General features: G+C 39.8%; 17 protein-coding genes and 1 other annotated feature (1 of these 18 only partly in view). Of the genes, 3 read left to right on the top strand and 14 right to left on the bottom strand.

Annotated elements, in window-relative coordinates; translation table 11 throughout:
* Positions 1-2 precede the first annotated feature (2 nt).
* Both P3L56_RS08835 and P3L56_RS08830 read left to right on the top strand, forming a co-directional pair.
* Positions 3-1,052 (top strand): hemin-degrading factor, encoded by a 1,050-nt coding sequence (locus tag P3L56_RS08835; protein ID WP_210855417.1) that lies wholly within the window; start codon positions 3-5, stop codon positions 1,050-1,052.
* 626 nt (positions 1,053-1,678) lie between these two features.
* Positions 1,679-2,050: a helix-turn-helix domain-containing protein gene (locus P3L56_RS08830; RefSeq protein WP_042844051.1), complete on the top strand. Its 372-nt coding sequence runs from the start codon at positions 1,679-1,681 to the stop codon at positions 2,048-2,050.
* A 78-nt stretch (positions 2,051-2,128) separates the two neighbouring features.
* Here the strand turns inward: P3L56_RS08830 and P3L56_RS08825 are convergent, their stop codons facing one another.
* From P3L56_RS08825 to btuC, 11 genes are all read right to left on the bottom strand, one after another.
* Positions 2,129-3,145 carry a lipoate--protein ligase gene (locus P3L56_RS08825; protein ID WP_210831796.1) on the bottom strand — a complete coding sequence of 339 codons (1,017 nt, stop codon included), beginning with the start codon at positions 3,143-3,145 and terminating at the stop codon, positions 2,129-2,131.
* Between the two features lie 65 nt (positions 3,146-3,210).
* Positions 3,211-3,699 carry a C40 family peptidase gene (locus P3L56_RS08820; RefSeq protein WP_042844053.1) on the bottom strand — a complete coding sequence of 163 codons (489 nt, stop codon included), beginning with the start codon at positions 3,697-3,699 and terminating at the stop codon, positions 3,211-3,213.
* Positions 3,700-3,774: 75 nt separating this feature from the next.
* Complete coding sequence (gene arnF / locus P3L56_RS08815) at positions 3,775-4,194, bottom strand: 4-amino-4-deoxy-L-arabinose-phosphoundecaprenol flippase subunit ArnF (RefSeq protein ID WP_166685394.1); 420 nt, start codon at positions 4,192-4,194, stop codon at positions 3,775-3,777.
* On the bottom strand, positions 4,191-4,538 hold the full coding sequence (gene arnE, locus P3L56_RS08810) for a 4-amino-4-deoxy-L-arabinose-phosphoundecaprenol flippase subunit ArnE (RefSeq protein ID WP_129465834.1): 348 nt from the start codon (positions 4,536-4,538) through the stop codon (positions 4,191-4,193). The genes arnF and arnE overlap by 4 nt, the downstream gene beginning before the upstream one ends.
* Positions 4,535-6,193 carry a lipid IV(A) 4-amino-4-deoxy-L-arabinosyltransferase gene (gene arnT / locus P3L56_RS08805; RefSeq protein ID WP_042844056.1) on the bottom strand — a complete coding sequence of 553 codons (1,659 nt, stop codon included), beginning with the start codon at positions 6,191-6,193 and terminating at the stop codon, positions 4,535-4,537. The genes arnE and arnT overlap by 4 nt, the downstream gene beginning before the upstream one ends.
* 7 nt (positions 6,194-6,200) lie before the next feature.
* Positions 6,201-7,094 carry a 4-deoxy-4-formamido-L-arabinose-phosphoundecaprenol deformylase gene (gene arnD / locus P3L56_RS08800; protein WP_129465833.1) on the bottom strand — a complete coding sequence of 298 codons (894 nt, stop codon included), beginning with the start codon at positions 7,092-7,094 and terminating at the stop codon, positions 6,201-6,203.
* Entirely contained in the window at positions 7,094-9,079 is a 1,986-nt protein-coding gene (arnA, locus tag P3L56_RS08795; protein ID WP_042844058.1) for a bifunctional UDP-4-amino-4-deoxy-L-arabinose formyltransferase/UDP-glucuronic acid oxidase ArnA, read from the bottom strand. Before arnA ends, arnD begins: the two co-directional genes overlap by 1 nt.
* Positions 9,079-10,071 (bottom strand): undecaprenyl-phosphate 4-deoxy-4-formamido-L-arabinose transferase, encoded by a 993-nt coding sequence (gene arnC / locus P3L56_RS08790; RefSeq protein ID WP_042844059.1) that lies wholly within the window; start codon positions 10,069-10,071, stop codon positions 9,079-9,081. Before arnC ends, arnA begins: the two co-directional genes overlap by 1 nt.
* Positions 10,071-11,216: a UDP-4-amino-4-deoxy-L-arabinose aminotransferase gene (gene arnB, locus P3L56_RS08785; RefSeq protein ID WP_042844061.1), complete on the bottom strand. Its 1,146-nt coding sequence runs from the start codon at positions 11,214-11,216 to the stop codon at positions 10,071-10,073. The genes arnC and arnB overlap by 1 nt, the downstream gene beginning before the upstream one ends.
* Before the next feature lie 128 nt (positions 11,217-11,344).
* Entirely contained in the window at positions 11,345-12,112 is a 768-nt protein-coding gene (locus P3L56_RS08780; RefSeq protein WP_198861324.1) for an ATP-binding cassette domain-containing protein, read from the bottom strand.
* 5 nt (positions 12,113-12,117) lie between these two features.
* Positions 12,118-13,119, bottom strand: a complete 1,002-nt coding sequence (gene btuC, locus P3L56_RS08775; RefSeq protein WP_048606996.1) for a vitamin B12 ABC transporter permease BtuC — start codon at positions 13,117-13,119, stop codon at positions 12,118-12,120.
* Between the two features lie 115 nt (positions 13,120-13,234).
* On the opposite strand from btuC, the gene P3L56_RS08770 reads away from it, so the two are divergent.
* Positions 13,235-14,173 (top strand): RhoGAP domain-containing protein, encoded by a 939-nt coding sequence (locus tag P3L56_RS08770; RefSeq protein ID WP_198861323.1) that lies wholly within the window; start codon positions 13,235-13,237, stop codon positions 14,171-14,173.
* A 76-nt stretch (positions 14,174-14,249) separates the two neighbouring features.
* On the opposite strand, the gene ihfA is transcribed toward P3L56_RS08770, so the two are convergent.
* From ihfA to pheS, 3 genes are read right to left on the bottom strand one after another with little or no spacing between them, the layout of a single operon-like run.
* On the bottom strand, positions 14,250-14,546 hold the full coding sequence (gene ihfA / locus P3L56_RS08765) for an integration host factor subunit alpha (protein ID WP_004263721.1): 297 nt from the start codon (positions 14,544-14,546) through the stop codon (positions 14,250-14,252).
* A 4-nt stretch (positions 14,547-14,550) separates the two neighbouring features.
* Entirely contained in the window at positions 14,551-16,938 is a 2,388-nt protein-coding gene (gene pheT, locus P3L56_RS08760) for a phenylalanine--tRNA ligase subunit beta (protein ID WP_272686010.1), read from the bottom strand.
* A 14-nt stretch (positions 16,939-16,952) separates the two neighbouring features.
* Positions 16,953-17,936 (bottom strand): phenylalanine--tRNA ligase subunit alpha, encoded by a 984-nt coding sequence (pheS, locus tag P3L56_RS08755; RefSeq protein WP_048606990.1) that lies wholly within the window; start codon positions 17,934-17,936, stop codon positions 16,953-16,955.
* A 120-nt stretch (positions 17,937-18,056) separates the two neighbouring features.
* Positions 18,057-18,106 (bottom strand) — a sequence feature (Phe leader region); it runs 82 nt beyond the window's last position.

Raw genomic sequence — 18,106 nt, 5'->3', positions numbered from 1 at the left:
TTTTGAATTCAAATAGCTATAGTGATTACCAAAAAATACGAAAAGAGCATAAGGGTATATATGCGCGCGAAATAGCAGCACAACTAAATATTTCAGAAGCACAGCTTCTTCATTGCCGCGTTGGTCAAGATAACGTGCAAAGGTTATCTGGAAAAATGCCTGATATCTTGCAAAGTTTAGCATCCATCGGGGTGGCAAAAGGGGTTACCCGTAATGAGTACGCCGTTAATATTCAAATTGGTCAATATGATAATGCAAGGCTCAGCTCACATGCGGGTTTATTTCTCAATCCTCGAGCTCTTGACCTTAGAATGTTCTTTGCTCAATGGCGTTCAGCATTCTCATTAGTAGAAGAAACAACTGAAGGCCTATGTCATAGCATTCAGTTTTTTGACAAACATGGTGATGCCTTACACAAAGTTTTTACCACAAAGTCGACGAATCTCGATGCATGGCAAACATTGATTAAACAATATATTACATCAGAAAACCGCCCTCTCACCATCCATGAAGTCAAACCGTTTTCTGAACGGTCGATTGATCGTGAACTTGCACAAAAACTAGAACAAGAATGGCGCAATATGACAGATGTCCACCAATTTTTCACCATCTTAAAAAATAATAATCTAAGCAGACAGCAAGTCTTCCGCGTTGTTAGCCGTAAACTAGCATGGCAAGTCCCTCGCAGTGCATTATCAGGTTTACTGTCACTCGCCCACCAAGCACAAAATGAAATTATGCTTTTCGTTGGTAATCGTGGCTGTGTACAAATTTTCACTGGTAAAATCAGTGAAATAACATCATTAACCGTAGAAAATACCCAAACTCACTGGTTAAACATTATTGGTCCTAATTGCAAACTGCACATTATTGAAAATGGTATCGCTGAATGTTGGGTGACAAGAAAACCGACTAAAGATGGCTTTGTAACAAGCTTGGAGGTTTTTGATACCCAAGGCAATCAGATTATACAAATGTATGGTCAGCGTACTGAAGGCACACCTGAGCAAGATGAATGGTGTAAGCAAGTTTTAGCTTTACCCCATATTTAATAGGGGTAAATAACATGAAACATTGGCTTCTAATCGCCATTTTCCTTGATGTGACAGCCTCATGAAAACATAAAACTCAGTGGGAGTAGGTTTAGTTAAATACGCCAAAAGCTATGTCACAGACCCAGCATCTACAGCGTTTTGGCAAAAAAGAGGTAAAATTCATTAACGGAGTATTATGTTGATAATAAAACCAATCACCATAATTCTCCCTATAACTGCCAATCATTTAGTGTTTTTCTCTAAAAAAATCAACTCGGAATTTCCTGTTTATCGTTATAGAACTGTCTTTAAATGTAGTGCGATAATTTTTCAATTATTTACTTGGTTAATAAAATCGAACAGCTTGAACAATTAATTTGAATATATAGTAAATCCACCAGAACAACCTATCATAAAAATCAAAGTTAAAACACAACCCATTGATTTTTTATATATTTAAACATACAATGATGTATGTTTAAAATGTTAAATTTATCAACATCTATCGTAGTGATAGGTATTCTCATTAAAAAACCGCACGTTTAGCCTATCGATATATCGGAAAAACAGGAAGAATAGATCCTAATTTCGTGAGTTATTATTAGTTATTAATGAACAATAGCCTACTTGAGTAGGAGGTAAATATGTCAGAAAGTGTAGTCAATGATATTGTTAAGTGGCTAGAAAGCCAGTTGCAACGCAATGAAGGCATCAAAATCGACACAATAGCCGATAAAAGTGGTTATTCGAAATGGCATTTACAGCGTGTTTTCAAAGAAATGAAAGGATGCACGCTTGGCGAGTATGTGCGTAAACGCCGCTTGTTAGAAGCCGCTAAATCATTACGTGAAGGCAACTTACCTATTCTTGATATTGCGTTGCAATATGGCTTCAGTTCACAAGCTACATTTACTCGTATATTTAAAAAACATTTTGATACAACGCCGGCAAAATTCCGCCAAACTGGTGAAATGCCGGAATGTAAAAGCTTTATGACTTGTAACTGTCATAGTTAATTATTTTATTCAATAAGTCCCTTTTCCTATTCGTTATTTTAATGTCTATGTCTGAGCCGACAACTGTCGGCTCTTTTTTTAACTTAACTCTAAAACCAACCAGTTTTCTAAATCAGCCAATTGTTCCTGTAATTGAGGCCATTTCTGCATCATTTGTTTACTTAATAAACGAATAGTCTCTGTTTGATAGACCTTACCAACTAGCTGTTCACTGAGCCACTCTAATGGCGAAGGGTCTAAGCTATCAGTAAAAAATTGACAGCGGTTAATCACACCTTTTTCAATATCAAAATGAAATTCAATTCCCCCCCACGGGAATCGAGTATCAGAGTAATGTGAAAAGGCAGGCGCCTGCCCAAAATTCCATTCCCAGCTACTTTGTTTAGCAAAAGTTTCCTTGAAATTGGGTAGATCAGGTAACTTCTCAGGGGAAATATATTCGGGGTCAACCGTCTCACCGAAATGCTCGAAAAAGCTTTTAATAATGCCTTCGCATACTTTTTCGTGGGAAATATTAGGGACTAATTCAGATAAATTTGCGACCCGAGAGCGTACCGAGGTGATCCCCTTTGCTTGCAACTTTTTAGGGTCTGGGTTCAAATAGTTTGCTAGACGACTTAAATCTGCATTTATTAACAAGGTTCCATGATGAAAACCCCTGTCTTTTGTTTCACGATATGCAGAGCCAGAGATTTTTCTTAGGCCATTTTCAGTGTCTAAAACCAAATCATTACGCCCAGAAATTTGTGCAACGATACCCACTTGAGCTAAACCATCAACGATAATTTGTGTAGAAACTGTTTTATCGTATTCAGGTTTCCCCGCCATAAACGTAAAACATGTATTTCCCAGATCATGGAATACTGCGCCACCGCCACTACTACGACGTGCTAAGCGAACATTGTCCTCATCCATCCTTCTGGTATTACATTCTTTCCAAGGATTTTGAGCTCGACCAATAACCACCGTGTCCGCATTACGCCATAAAAACATAACACGTTGATCTGCTGACATTTGTCGAAAAATAGTTTCTTCAACCGCAAGGTTAAACCAAGGATCAAAAGATTCGGAGATAAGTAAACGTAACCTAGACATTAAAAACTACCCTTAAAACAAAAATTGCTTCTAAGATAGCATAATCACTGAAAAAAATAGCGAGTTTAGATGCGCCTTGCTTGCCAGAACACTTTTCGCCAATAAACGTTATCCATTGAGGAACGGATCACCCCTTTACTGGTTGAAGCATGAATAAAAGTATTATCGGTATCATAAATACCCACATGTAACCCATTTTCCCCTGAACCAGTCTTAAAGAAAACCAAATCCCCTGGCATCAAATCCGATTTATCAATTCGCGTCCCTAACTGAGTTTGGTCCACCGTCGTTCGGGGCAGCTGGATAGCAAAACGATCGTTAAAGGTGCGATAAACAAAACCTGAACAATCCACACCACTTTGGTTCATTCCACCATAGTGATAAGGCGTCCCATACCATTGTTCTAATTGGTCTTTTAACTGTGCTATTGTCATTATTGGGTCGGACAACTGTGTTTTTAGCGGCGGCGGCGGTGTCCTTTTAACTGTCGTTGATGAACAGCCGATTAAAACTAGACACAAAAGTAATGGTAGGTGTTGTATTTTTATAAGCATAAAGCACCTTATTCATCGTTCTTATTACAATATTTAACTGAGATTATAGTGCGTGAAGAATAAAAAATAAGCAACTTAGATTTTACCCCCCTTATTATTATTTTTCATTTGTTTTGTTGGTCGGCTAATCAACCAAACGCCTAATAAAATAAAGGCAATTCCCGCTGCTTTTAACCATGTCGCAGGTTCATTAAACCAAGGTAACAAAACAGCGAGAATATAGACGAATACGTAACTAAGGCTGATAAGGGGGTAGGCTTTATTTAATGCGATATATTTTAATGCAAATAACCAACATAGCATCGATAATGCGTAGCAAACTAACCCTATAAAAATAATACTTAGGCTAACAAAATTTGCCAATAACCAATCTGCTTGTAACCAGTGCCAGCCAAGTGTAAATGAGGGTAACTCAACCACACCGGCTTTCAAGCTCAGTTGGGCCACAGTCACTAGTAGTGCACTGCCAAGTACCCATAAATATCCTTTATTCATACACTGATACTCATTAGCAAAATACCCAACATGATCGCTGCGACCCCTAGCCAATGACTAAGCCCTGTTTGTTCTTTATAGATAAACTGGCCAATCAAAGTAATTAATACAAAGTTAATACTTAGCATTGGGTAAGCAATACTGAGAGGCATGGTTTCCAATAACTTCAGCCAAAACAACATGCCAAGACCCAACATGAAAACCGCCAGCACCAGCCACCGAAGTGCTGATGCTGTTTTATTGGTTTTTTCACTCTGCCAATTTACCACTGCTTGTTTTTGAGCCACTTGCCCCATGCAAGTTAATACACTAACAAGTAATAATAGTAATAGTTGAGCTATCATTGTTGATGATAAACCACAATCGCCATACGCGAATTTTTAATGACTTCATCTGGTTTAGGTATATCCGGTAACCCTTCTTTACGACCTAATAAAAAGACCACCGTTACCTGCCCTTCTTGACGTGCTTTTGCTAACCATTGTGCAAATTGGTCTGGTTTAACTAACCGATGTTGGCTGTCAGGGTATTTCAAACCGTAGGTCAACTCACCACTACTATTATATAAATAAATATTTGAGTTTTTAGTTTCCCAAGCAAGACCAGCCGCAACACCAACATTACTCGCCATTAAATAACGGCTATTCATCAACAAGTCATGGTTTTGATGAATAAAGTTTTGCGGCAATTTCGAATCAATGGTGTTGTTTGGTAAGGCACTACCAATACATAAGCTAACCGCCAATGAACATGACGCAGCCCAAAGCCAATATTTGGCATTAAGCACGGTGCAAAGGTAACCGATGATCGCCCAGATAGAGAAAGCAACGACACCTAAAACCATTTTTGACCATTCATCTGGTTCATATAACGGTTTCTTTATCACTGTGCTTATCACAATCACAGCAATCACTGCAGCAATGCCCAATACAATATTAATAATACCATTAACTTTTAGCGCTCTCATCGTGCCATTACGCACGCAATCAACCCCATACTTTGCCATTAAGAGAGCTAAAGGCGCCATAAACGGCAACATATAGGTTGGTAACTTACCGCGAGAAATACTAAAAAAGATAACTGGCACTATAAACCAACACAGTAAAAAGAACATATCAGGGCTAGATTTACGTTCTTTCCACCCTTTGATTATTGCGCCGGGTAGTAAACCTGCCCAAGGGATGGCACCGAGCAATATAATGGGGATATAATACCAAAAAGGTGCAATATGCTGAGCATCATCCGCAGTAAAACGTTTAATATGCTCTATCCAGAAAAAATAATTCCAATAATCAGGTTCTTGTTTAGCAATCGCCAATGCCCATGGAAGGCTAATAATGACCGCTGAAATTATCGCAAGTGGCCCATACTTTACTAATTCAAGAAAACGCCTTTGATACAGTGTGACTGGAAGCATGACGATCACGGGTATAGCAAGGGCTAAAAAACCCTTAGTCATAAATGCCATACCACAAGCTAACCCAAGGCAAACCCATGCCCCAAGTTTAGATTTGACTTCTCTGGCTTTCATCGCCCATAAACAACAAAACATACTCGCCGCTATCCATAAAGATAACATTGGGTCAAGTACACTGTATGTCCCGATGGAAAAAACTAAAAACATCGAGATGTAAATCAGGCTTGCAACATAAGCAACGTGGCTATTACGCCACATCATTTTTGCCATGCGATAAACCAGTAATGCACTAAGAAGAATACAAAAAACAGAACCGAAACGAACTGCAAAGTTAGTATCACCAAAAATCATTTGGCTGATATTGTTTATCCAATAACCTGCAACTGGTTTTTCAAAATAACGCACATCCAACATATAAGGGACAATCCAGTCCCCCCGCTGTAGCATCTCGCGGCTGATTTCTGCATAGCGTGTTTCATCGGGTTGCCAAAGTAAACGGCTGTTCAACGGCAATAAATACGTCAGGATAAAAAAAAGAGCCAGCAGAGAGGCTCCTACTTTGCTCGCTCGGTTATTCAACATAGATTGCTTATACCTCTTCTTGGCAGCCTAGCCAGCCTTCACGCCCAGGGAATGGTGCTCTGACCACACGCCCTTTTGGCAATGAATTTAAATCCTCTGGCAGTAATTCACTCAATGTACAGAATTGGATTTCTTCTTGTGTGATTCGTTCCAATAATTGTAAAAATTGTTCCGATTTTGACATTCCTTCCACTTCTGTGTGGATAGTATAAACTGGAACGCCTTGATCTTCTTTAATTGCTTGAAGAATAAAATCATTAAATGCTTCATCACTCACGACAGTCCCTACGACTTCATCGTAAGTTGGTAATGTTACAGGAATTTGAACTGTCCCAAGAGAACCATCCGCCATAATCGGTCGAAATGGATATTTGCCACGACAATCACTATTGTAGTCAAAATTAAACGTTTGTTTAACTTCTAATACTCGCTCATCACCTCGCCAGCCAGCAACAGCCGAGCATGTTACACGTTGACCAATGGCACATTCTAATGCATCAACACCTAACTTCACTTGTTCGGTAAGTTGTGACTTACTCCATTTTGCAACTTTAGCTTGCCAACCTTGATGATCCCATGCATGTAGACCAACTTCATGGCCTTCATCCAACGTTTGTTTCATCAAGTAGCCTAAATCTTTAGCAATCTTTTTACCCGGCCAAGCGGTGCCTGCGAGTAAAATATCTAACCCATAAAGAGACGCTGCATTCGACCTGAGCATTTTCCACAGAAATTTAGGACGCAAAAGGCGCCATAAATGGCGCCCCATGTTATCTGGTCCTACACTGAAGAAAAAGCTGGCCTGAATGTTGTGCTGTTTAAGCACTTTGAGTAATTGTGGAACCCCTTTTAATGTACCTTGGTAGGTATCCACATCAATTCTCAAGCCAACTTTTTTCATTAGTCTTTATTACCTAGTTCTTCAACTGCACCTTGCAAGAAGAAATCTAATGTTTCTTCAATAGTATCTTTCATGTCGATAGTTGGAACCCAATCTAATAAGCGGCGTGCGTTTTCAACACTTGGCTTACGATGCTCGACATCTTGATAGCCTTGACCATAGTAGCTACTGCTTTCAATTTCACGGAAGCCAGCAAACGGAGGGAACTTATCGCGTTGTGGGTGATTTTCAAAGCTTTCTAACAACATTTCAGCCAGTTCACGAATACTTGCTTCGTTCGTAGGGTTACCAATGTTGATGATTTGGCCATCACATTTACCGTCTTTGTTTTCAATAATGCGGAATAACGCTTCGATACCATCTTTTATATCAGTAAAGCAACGTTTCTGCGCACCACCATCAACAAGTTTGATTGGCGAACCTTCAACTAAGTTTAAAATTAGCTGAGTAATCGCGCGTGAACTACCAATACGTGCAGAGTTTAGGCTATCTAAACGAGGTCCCATCCAGTTAAATGGACGGAATAAGGTAAATTTCAGACCTTCTTTTGCACCATATGCCCAAATTACTCGGTCAAGTAACTGTTTAGAGACAGAGTAAATCCAACGCTGCTTATTGATAGGACCGACGATCAAGCGTGATTCGTCTTCATCAAACTCTTTATCATCACACATACCATAAACTTCAGAAGTTGATGGGAAGATGATGCGCTTGTTGTATTTCACGCAATAGCGAACAACTTTTAAGTTTTCTTCAAAGTCTAATTCGAAAACACGCAGCGGATTACGGGTGTATTCGATTGGTGTTGCAATCGCAACCAATGGCAGAATAACGTCACATTTTTTAATGTGATATTCAATCCACTCAGTATGGATGCTTACATCACCTTCAATAAAGTGGAAACGAGGGTTACCAATAAAACGCTCAATTGCTGATGAACCGATATCCATACCATAGATATCGTAATTTCCATCTTTTAATAAACGTTCCGTTAAATGGTTACCAATAAAGCCATTTACACCCAAAATAAGAACACGAGTACGACGTTTAACTTGTGCAGTTGGTTTCGCACCTACACGAACATCAGTCACGATACCCATTTCGGTAGCAAGGCGGTTACCTTGCATATATAAACCTGCTTCACTTTGCCCACTAACAACTTCAATCGCACCTTGACCACAAGCAATACGCAGAGGGTCATTAGAAAGTACAGTCCCCGCAGCTTTACCTTGATTGTCATCTAGAACACGTGCACGCCAAATAACCATTTTGCGTGCGCCTAAATAAGTAAACGCGCCTGGATATGGCTCAGTCACCGCACGGATAAGACAATCAATTTCTTTTGCGCTACGGTTCCAGTCAATTTGACCATCTTCCGCTGTACGACGCCCAAAATACGTTGCTTGACTTTCGTCTTGAGCAACCGCTTTATAGGTACCCGCTTCGATTAGTGGTAGTGTTTTATCTAATAAAACTTCTGCCGCCTCACGAACTTTTGCATGTAAGGTTAAACCCGTATCAGTTTCAGTGATTACCACTTTTTCTTGCGCAATGATATCGCCAGCATCAGCTTTAGCCACCATCTTGTGCAAGGTTACACCCGTTTCATTTTCACCTTTTAATAGTGCCCAATTGATAGGCGCACGACCACGATATTTAGGCAGTAATGAACCATGTAAGTTAAAAGCCCCTTTAGGTGCAATTGACAGCAGTTCTTCACTTAGCATATCACGGTAGTAAAAAGAGAAAATCACATCAGGTTTCATTTCGCGAATACGTTCAATCCACAGTGGATGATTAACGTTTTCAGGTGCGAAAACAGGAAGCTCCATGTCAGCGCTTAAGCGTGCAACTGAAGAGTAAAAGTGGTTTTCATTTGGGTCATCAGTGTGAGTAAACACTGCTTGAATATCAAAACCCGCTTTTTCAAGCGCTTTTAGCCCTACGCAGCCAATATCATGATAGGCAAAAACAATAGCTTTCATTAGTCTTCTTCCTGATTTTTGTCGGATTTAAGGTCTGCTCCGACGACTTTTTGAATAAAATAACGAGGTCTCGCGCGCACATCATTGTAAATTCTACCGATGTATTCACCTAATAAACCCATAGCAACAAACTGCGCACCAATAAACATAAAGAGTACTGCAAACAGGGTAAATACGCCATCTGCTGCCCACTCTGCGCCAAAAATTAAACGTAGTGCAATCAATAAAACCGCCAGCAGGAAACCACCGACAGCAATAACACTACCCACAACGCTTAATAAACGCAGTGGCGCAGTAGTTAGGCAAGTCAACAAGTCATACATTAAGTTAATCAGCTTCATAAAGCTGTATTTAGAATCACCAAACTCACGTTCCGCATGCGCAACATCAATTTCAATCGTTCTACGCGCAAACGTATTCGCAAGAATAGGAATAAATGTACTTCTTTCATGACATTGCAACATAGCTTGAATGATATGGCGGCGGTAAGCACGTAACATGCAACCGTAATCCCCCATTGAACGCCCTGTTGCTTGAGTGATCATCGCATTAATCATCTTAGATGCCGTTTTACGGAACCAAGAATCTTGGCGATTAGCACGACGCGTGCCTACTACATCATAACCTTGCGACGCTGTTTGCACTAAACGTGGGATTTCCTCAGGTGGATTTTGTAAATCCGCATCCAAGGTAATAACTAAATCCCCATCTGCTTGATTAAAGCCCGCCATAATAGCAGAGTGCTGGCCATAGTTACGATTAAGGATAATAGCAATCACATGGTTATCAGGGTTTTCTGCTGCATCCGTTAACATTTGTGCTGAGCGGTCACTACTACCATCATCGACCAAAATTAACTCATAAGATTGAGTCAGTTGTTTACATGATTTGATAGTACGTTCTAATAATTGTGGCAAGCTCTGTTCTTCATTATAGACAGGGATTACCACTGAGACTTTTTTTATCTCATCAAATTCATCTGCGTATGACACTATTTAGACTCCAAAAGAACTGCTTCTACTGCTTTTACAACCCGTTTAACATCATCATCCGTCATATCTGGAAACAGCGGTAACGAACATAATGTCGCACTATTCCATGTCGATTCAGGTAACGTTAATTCAGGATATTTTTCACGGTAATATTTTTGTGTATGGGCTGCGCGAAAATGTAGCCCCGTTCCAATATCGTGCTCTTTCAATTTTTCCATGAAAGTGTCACGGTCAATACCACATTCGTTTTTATCAACACGAACCATAAATAAATGATTAGCATGCAAATGTGGGTAATTAGGAACACTAAGCATCTGTAATGGAGAGTCTTTTAGCAATTCACGATACTGTGCTGTCAGTTCGGCTCGACGTTGATTTAATTGCTCAACACGAGATAACTGCACTACCGCTATTGCGGCATGGATATCCGATAAATTGTATTTAAAACCGGGTTCTACAACTTCAGCTTGTGGCTTGCGGCCTTGCATTTGCCTATCAAACGCATCAACCCCTAGACCATGAAATTTAAGTGTGCGTACGCGCTGAGCAAGTTCGTCGTCATCTGTTGCGACTAACCCCCCTTCTGCACAAGTAACATTTTTAATAGCATGGAATGAGAAAATAGACGTACCTTTCTCGCCAATCCACTCATTTTTATAACGCGTACCAACAGCATGTGCAGCATCTTCAATCAATACAACGCCCGCTTTTTGCGCAATTAAACGCAACGCGTCTAAATCACAAGGAGCTCCTGCGTAATGTACAGGAATAATTGCTTTAGTTTTTGTTGTTAGCGCTTTTTCTACCGCTTCGGGTTGGATCATCAATGTATCGCGGTCAACATCAATCATTACAGGTGTAGCACCCAGTAATTCAATCATATTAATGGTTGAAACCCATGTTTGTGATGGTGTAATCACCTCATCACCTGGGCCGATACCTAATGCCATTAAGACAACATGCATACCCGCAGTAGCAGATGAAAGTGCTATCGCATGCTTACAACCATAGCGTTTACAGAAATCCTCTTCTAACTGGTGATTCTGTGGGCCTGTTGTAATCCAGCCTGAACGCAGAACTTTTTCAACTGCCTTGACCTCTTCATCACCAATTGCTGGTTTTGAAAATGGTAAGAAATTGCTCATATTGTTTATAGCCTAGTTTTCATTGTGAATAGAATATTCTAGTTAATTATACTTTAACCGAACCTCAACACTTGCGAATCTTGCTGTATTATCCCGCATAAAAATAAGTGATTAAATCAACTTTTCGATTAATCCGCTAATTTTATAATTTGCCACATTCTATTCGATGTGTTTTGACTTAGCTTAATTTCAGACATAAAAATGTCAGATAAATTTTTTTCGGTCATCACCTCATCAGGTTTTCCTATCGCCATTAGCCTTCCTTGTTTCATCAGCCAAATACCAGACGCATTTTTATAAGAATGGTTGAGGTCGTGTCCACTCATTATAACGGTTCCTAAGCAATCACAAAAATATTTAATCCATTTATCTAACGTTGCCTGTTGGATAATGTCTAAATTGCTCATTGGTTCATCAAATAATATGAATTTTCCCGCCAATGACTGTTCATCCCAAACATGTAAAAATGCTGCGGTAAGTCTAACTCGTTGCCACTCACCTCCAGAAAGTTGTGTAATCCGTTTTCGAAGTAAGGGCATTAATTGAAAATCAGTACATAAACGTTCAAAAATACCTATTAGTCGCGAGTTTTTAGGTGAAAATAACTCAAGATATTGAAAAACTTTCAAGATAGGCATGGTATTGACGAACTGAGGAAAATACGCACGTTGGTTAGCTAATTGAGAAACACGATACTGTTGTAGATTAATACCATTAATGTGGATATCCCCCGCTACAGGCAAATAACCACTTATCGCACCTAATAACGAACTTTTCCCTGAGCCATTTGCGCCTAATAAATGAATTTGCTCACCGGGAAAAGCCTGAGCTGAAATATTAATTAACCGTTTATTAACGTTAATATTTTTAATATCAATTATTGGTTGATCATTCATCGTATTTACCGCCATTGTTGATGACGAATTAATAATACGATAAATATTGGTGCACCCAATGTGGCAGTGACCACACCAATTGGTATTTCTGCATTCGCGATTAATAAGCGAGAAAGTAAGTCTGCAACCAATAAGCCCAACCCGCCGGCAACCGCACAACCCAGTAATAATAAACGATTATCCGTGATACCACTTAACCGCAATATATGTGGAACAACTAAACCAATGAAACTAATAGCACCGGCAATGGCAACGCTAAGCCCAATCAAGACTCCACTAATAACAATTAAAATAATTCGCCATTTATGTATTGAGATACCTAACTGATAAGCTTGAACGGCCCCCAATGAAATATAATTCAACACATTCCCTTGAAAAAGAGCCCAAAATAAAAAGGGTAAACATGCAGCCACTAAGCCCATTTGGCGCCAATCAACCCCACTAAAACTCCCCATCATCCAATAGAGTAATTGGCGTAAATCCAAATTACTGCTCATATACACCATCCATGTCATACAAGCCCCACTAATCACACCAAGTGCAACCCCAACAAGCAATAAACTGGAATTATTCATGTCCTTACGACGAGCAAAGTAAAGCAATATAGAGGTAAACAGTAAAGCACCTATAATCGCGCTAACACTTAATAGCCAGTAATGTGTCATGCCTGACGATAGTAATACAGTCAATACTACAGCAACACCTGCGCCATTACTCACACCTAATAAGCCAGGTTCTGCTAATGGGTTTTCAAATAAGGCTTGCATTATTGCCCCTGTGACAGCAAGAGCTGCACCAATCACAATGACCGTAAGTGTGCGAGGAAAACGAATTTGCCAAACAAAAAGTTGTGCTGTGTCATTCATCCATTGGCTAGGCCAATACCAAATCTCCCCTGCACTAAGCGATAATATTGCAATGATAAAAAGGGAGAAAAACAAAAACACGATTAAACGTATGTCTGATTTATTTTGTTGTTTTTGTAATCCAAGCAAAGAATAAGTCATATATATATTTACTTATTTATTATTGAGTTAGAAAATTACCGTTTTTTATGCAAGATATATTATCACCATAGATTTAAATTAATTTTTAATTTTAACATAATCTCTATGGAAACCTATGAAAGTTAGAAACAATGCACTCAAATCATCACTGATAACAAATCCTCACGAAAATATGCGTCCCTCTAGTGAGAAGAAGAAAGGGTTTATAAATTCAATCAGAAAAATCAATGTTCTGTCTAGTATAAAAAACTATATCTTACACAAGTTTCAATCAAATACGGTCAAACACTATCCCACCTTCTCTACTGAAATGCCCCCAACCTCACCAATTTGTGAAAAAAACAAATTAGCTGCGAAAAAGATAGAGCAAGAAAACATAAAGGCTATCGGTTACTGTAAAGAGCTCACTAGCGATGAAAAAATGAATTATCTTCAGCTTAATAAACTGGGTAGCGCCATTTTAACTCACCCAAACTACAGTGAAACAATTGGTATTTTTCGCACATCAGCAAATGCGCTTGAACGTGATAAGTTAGTCTCACACCTGCTCGCAGGCAAACCACTTAAAGAATATCTTTTAAACAAAGATATTGTTGATATTAAAATTTATACTTCAGCTTACAAAAGGATTGCTGCTAATCTAATAGAAAAAAATATTCATTCATTAGAAACCCCTCCAGAATCCATTCATAAATTAGCCGATGCAATACAACAAAAATCTGCGTTATTAAAGGAAATTTCCACTCAAAACTCAACCAATCAGGACAAAAGAGAGCTACAGAAAGAACTAGATAAAAATGCTCAACATGCATTTTTATCTCTTGAAAAAACACCGTTAACACTACAATTAGTCATTCCTCTATTCGCTGAAATCACAAAAAATAAGGAAATAAATAAAATGGGTGCTTATAACTTAGCAACTTGTTTTGCACCTAGTTTGGTCACTAGATCAGATCTACCTCCTGATTCTCAGTTTAAATTAAATAGTGACGCACAAATTTACATAGAAGCTCTAATTAATCACGATTTAAAATTGCAATCCTATGATGTCTAATCAACTCTCAACTACTATCACAGTTTCCAAAAACAAAAGACCGCCTAGGCGGTCTTTTCTATATCAATTGATATGATTACTCTTTAGGTGTTGCTTTTTCCACGCGGCTTTTTAATTTTTGGCCTGGACGGAAAGTAACAACACGGCGTGCAGTAATTGGAATATCTTCCCCAGTTTTTGGGTTACGTCCGGGACGTTGATTTTTATCACGTAAATCAAAGTTACCGAATCCAGATAATTTTACTTGCTCACCATTTTCTAAGGAAAGGCGAACCTCTTCAAAGAAAGTTTCGACAAGGTCTTTAGCATCACGTTTGCTAACACCCAGTTTTTCAAACAAATTTTCTGACATTTCAGCTTTAGTAAGCGCCATAGGTTTAGTCCCTCAAGGAGGCTTGGAATCGCTGTTTTAACGCAGCAACACACAGATAAACGGTCGCGGTAATCTCTTCTTCTTCCATCGTACGTTGAGTATCTTGGAAGATAAGACTGATAGCTAGGCTCTTATAACCCTCTGCTATTCCCTCACCACAATACACATCAAATAAGTTTATGCCAACTATATGATTTATGCCAACTTTTTTACACTCTGCTAAAACTTCTGCAGCAGCTACATGTTCTGGCACGACCACAGCGATGTCACGGCGGTTCGACGGATAGCGTGAAATCGCCTTAGCTTCAGGGATGACACGTTGTGCTATCGCATCACTACGAACCTCAAACACCACCGTACGACCATTTAAATCGAGTTTACGTTCTAATTCTGGATGAACCACACCAATAAAGCCAATGTGTTCATTTTCCAGATAAATCCCAGCACTTTGACCTGGATGCAATGCAGGATGTGCCTCAGATTTAAATGTAATTTGATTTAGTTTCCCAGTCAATTCAAAAACAGCTTCAAGATCACCTTTTAAGTCAAAGAAGTCAACAACTTGTTTATCTAATGACCAATGTTCTTCAAATCTGTTACCTGTAATGACCCCCGCCAACATAGGTTCTTGGCGAATTCCATATTCTGCTTGATTATCAGGAATAAAGCGTAGACCTGTTTCAAATAAACGAATTCTATTTTGTTGACGATTTTGATTATAGACAACCGTTGTCAATAAACCAGTCCATAGAGACAAACGCATCGCCGACATATCCGCAGAAATTGGGTTCGGCAACATTAATGCATCTTGTTGTGGGTGCAATAATGCCTGAACTTTCGGGTCCACAAAGCTATACGTAATCGCTTCTTGATATCCACGGTCAACTAACATCGCTTTAAGACGTTTTAATGGTAAGTTAGCTTCTTTATGATTAGTCATAACCAGATCGGCGCGTAACGGCACATCAGGAATATTGTTGTAGCCATAAACACGTGCGACCTCTTCTACTAAGTCCTCTTCGATTTGCATATCGAAACGCCAGCTTGGTGCCACTACATCCCAACACCCTGCTGAAACCACGACTTGGCAACCTAAACGCGTTAAAATGTCGGTAACTAATTCATCTTCAATAACATGGCCAATCAAACGGTCTAATTTATTGCGCGTCAGCTTAATATTGGCTGCTTTTGGTAAGTGTTGCTCACTCGTAGCATCAATAATTTCGCCGACTTCACCACCACAAATTTCAACGATTAACGCTGTCGCACGTTCAATAGCTTTAAATTGTAGTTGTGGGTCAACACCACGCTCAAAGCGGTGAGAGGCATCAGTATGCAAGCCGTAATTACGTGCGCGACCTGTGATTGATAGAGGGTCGAAAAATGCACACTCTAGCAGGATATTTTTCGTCTCAGCATTAACACCTGAATGTTCACCACCAAAAATACCCGCAATTCCCAATGCTTTAGATTCATCAGCAATAACAAGTGTATCTGGTTTCAATGTGGCTTCACTACCATCAAGAAGAACCAGTTTTTCCTCTTCTTTTGCCATACGTACAACAATAGCGCCATCTAAACGGTCTAAGTCGTACGCATGCTGAGGTTGCCCTAGTTCTAGTAATACATAGTTGGTAATATCAACAACAGCATCGATAGAACGCACACCACCACGACGCAGCTTTTCTTTCATCCACATCGGTGTCGGTGCAGACACATCGATATTTTTGATTACACGGCCTAAAAAGCGCGGACAGGCCTTAGGAGCTTCAACACGGATAGGAAATGTGTCTTTAGTCGTAACAGGGGCCACATTGATAGCAGGCTCAGTTAGCGCTAATTTATTAATAACAGCAACATCACGAGCCACACCAAGAATACTTAAGCAATCTGCACGGTTTGGCGTAATGCTGATTTCAATTGCGTTATCATTAAGTTTTAAATATTCGCGGATGTCGGTTCCAACAACGGCGTCTAACGGTAATTCTATAATCCCGCTATGGTCATCAGAAATACCCAGTTCCGAATAAGAACACAGCATGCCTTCTGATGGCTCACCGCGTAATTTTGCCGCTTTGATTTTGAAATCACCCGGCAGTTCTGCGCCTACCGTTGCAACTGCAACTTTCAACCCTTGACGACAATTTGGAGCACCACAGACAATATCTAATAAGCGATCGCCACCAACATTCACTTTGGTAACACGTAATTTGTCTGCATTGGGATGTTGACCACATTCAACCACTTCACCAACAACAACACCGTGAAATTGACCAGCAACAGCTTCAACCCCATCAACTTCAAGACCAGCCATAGTGATTTGGTCTGATAGTGCGTCACTATTGATCGCCGGGTTCACCCATTCACGTAACCATAGTTCACTGAATTTCATGAGATAAACCCGCCTTATTTAAACTGTTTGAGGAAACGAAGATCATTTTCGAAGAATGCACGTAGGTCAGAAACGCCATAACGCAACATTGTTAAGCGTTCCATTCCCATACCAAATGCAAAACCTGAGTAGACCTCTGGGTCAATCCCAACATTGCGAAGTACATTCGGGTGTACCATGCCACAACCTAACACTTCTAGCCATTTACCATTTTTCCCCATGACATCAACTTCAGCTGAAGGTTCTGTGAATGGGAAATATGATGGGCGAAAACGTACCTGTACTTCTTCTTCAAAAAAGTTATTCAGGAAGTCATGCAATGTGCCTTTTAAATTAGTAAAGCTGATGTCTTTATCAACAATCAGACCTTCTGTTTGGTGGAACATTGGAGTATGCGTTTGGTCATAGTCGTTACGATATACACGACCTGGTGCAATGATACGAATTGGAGGTTGTTGACCATTCATAGTACGAATTTGTACCCCAGAGGTTTGGGTACGTAACAAACGCTTAGCATCAAACCAAAAAGTATCATGATCTGCACGTGCTGGGTGGTGAGCAGGAATGTTTAGCGCATCAAAGTTATGATAGTCATCTTCAATTTCAGGGCCAGTCTCAACAGAGAAACCTAATTCACCAAAAAATTCTTCAATTCGCTGGATCGTGCGGGTCACTGGATGTAGTCCACCGTTTTCCATACGACGCCCAGGTAATGATACATCCACTTTTTCTGAAGCGAGACGCGCATTGAGGATCTCAGCTTGCATGGCATCTTTACGGGCGTTTAGTGCATCTTGAACCTGTACTTTGGCTTCATTTATTACGGCCCCTGCTGCTGGACGTTCATCGGCAGGCAGATCACGCAACGTTTTCATCTGTAGTGTGAAGTGGCCGCTTTTGCCTAAAAATTCAACACGCACTGACTCCAACGTAGCAACATCTTGGGCCTGTTCAATGGCTGCTTTTGCCTGTGCAACCAACTCAGCGAGATGTGGCATTGTTTCCCCTTTATGACCACTCGGTCTTTTTGCTAGTTATTCACTAAATTATTAAACCCACATTCCATTTAAGATGGCGGGGTAGTTAACTGATTTTACTGTATTTAATCCTAAACCAGAAACAAAAAAGCCTCCCTAAGGAGGCTTTAGCGTAACTTTTCGTTTATTCT

Origin of the sequence: Providencia sp. PROV024 (assembly GCF_032709665.1) — a bacterium.
GTDB classification, from domain to species: domain Bacteria; phylum Pseudomonadota; class Gammaproteobacteria; order Enterobacterales; family Enterobacteriaceae; genus Providencia; species Providencia huashanensis.
The sequence above is the reverse complement of the archived record's forward strand: the minus strand, read 5'-3'. Positions and strand labels throughout refer to the sequence as shown.

Excerpts from the sequence above, each read along its gene's own strand:
- arnT (WP_042844056.1), bottom strand. The coding sequence starts at position 6,193 with ATGTTGAATAACCGAGCGAGCAAAGTAGGAGCCTCTCTGCTGGCTCTT.
- P3L56_RS08780 (WP_198861324.1), bottom strand. The coding sequence starts at position 12,112 with ATGAATGATCAACCAATAATTGATATTAAAAATATTAACGTTAATAAA.
- arnA (WP_042844058.1), bottom strand. The coding sequence starts at position 9,079 with ATGAAAGCTATTGTTTTTGCCTATCATGATATTGGCTGCGTAGGGCTA.
- btuC (WP_048606996.1), bottom strand. The coding sequence starts at position 13,119 with ATGACTTATTCTTTGCTTGGATTACAAAAACAACAAAATAAATCAGAC.
- P3L56_RS08830 (WP_042844051.1), top strand. The coding sequence starts at position 1,679 with ATGTCAGAAAGTGTAGTCAATGATATTGTTAAGTGGCTAGAAAGCCAG.
- P3L56_RS08825 (WP_210831796.1), bottom strand. The coding sequence starts at position 3,145 with ATGTCTAGGTTACGTTTACTTATCTCCGAATCTTTTGATCCTTGGTTT.
- ihfA (WP_004263721.1), bottom strand. The coding sequence starts at position 14,546 with ATGGCGCTTACTAAAGCTGAAATGTCAGAAAATTTGTTTGAAAAACTG.
- P3L56_RS08770 (WP_198861323.1), top strand. The coding sequence starts at position 13,235 with ATGAAAGTTAGAAACAATGCACTCAAATCATCACTGATAACAAATCCT.
- arnF (WP_166685394.1), bottom strand. The coding sequence starts at position 4,194 with ATGAATAAAGGATATTTATGGGTACTTGGCAGTGCACTACTAGTGACT.
- pheS (WP_048606990.1), bottom strand. The coding sequence starts at position 17,936 with ATGCCACATCTCGCTGAGTTGGTTGCACAGGCAAAAGCAGCCATTGAA.
- pheT (WP_272686010.1), bottom strand. The coding sequence starts at position 16,938 with ATGAAATTCAGTGAACTATGGTTACGTGAATGGGTGAACCCGGCGATC.
- arnB (WP_042844061.1), bottom strand. The coding sequence starts at position 11,216 with ATGAGCAATTTCTTACCATTTTCAAAACCAGCAATTGGTGATGAAGAG.
- arnE (WP_129465834.1), bottom strand. The coding sequence starts at position 4,538 with ATGATAGCTCAACTATTACTATTATTACTTGTTAGTGTATTAACTTGC.
- P3L56_RS08820 (WP_042844053.1), bottom strand. The coding sequence starts at position 3,699 with ATGCTTATAAAAATACAACACCTACCATTACTTTTGTGTCTAGTTTTA.
- arnD (WP_129465833.1), bottom strand. The coding sequence starts at position 7,094 with ATGAAAAAAGTTGGCTTGAGAATTGATGTGGATACCTACCAAGGTACA.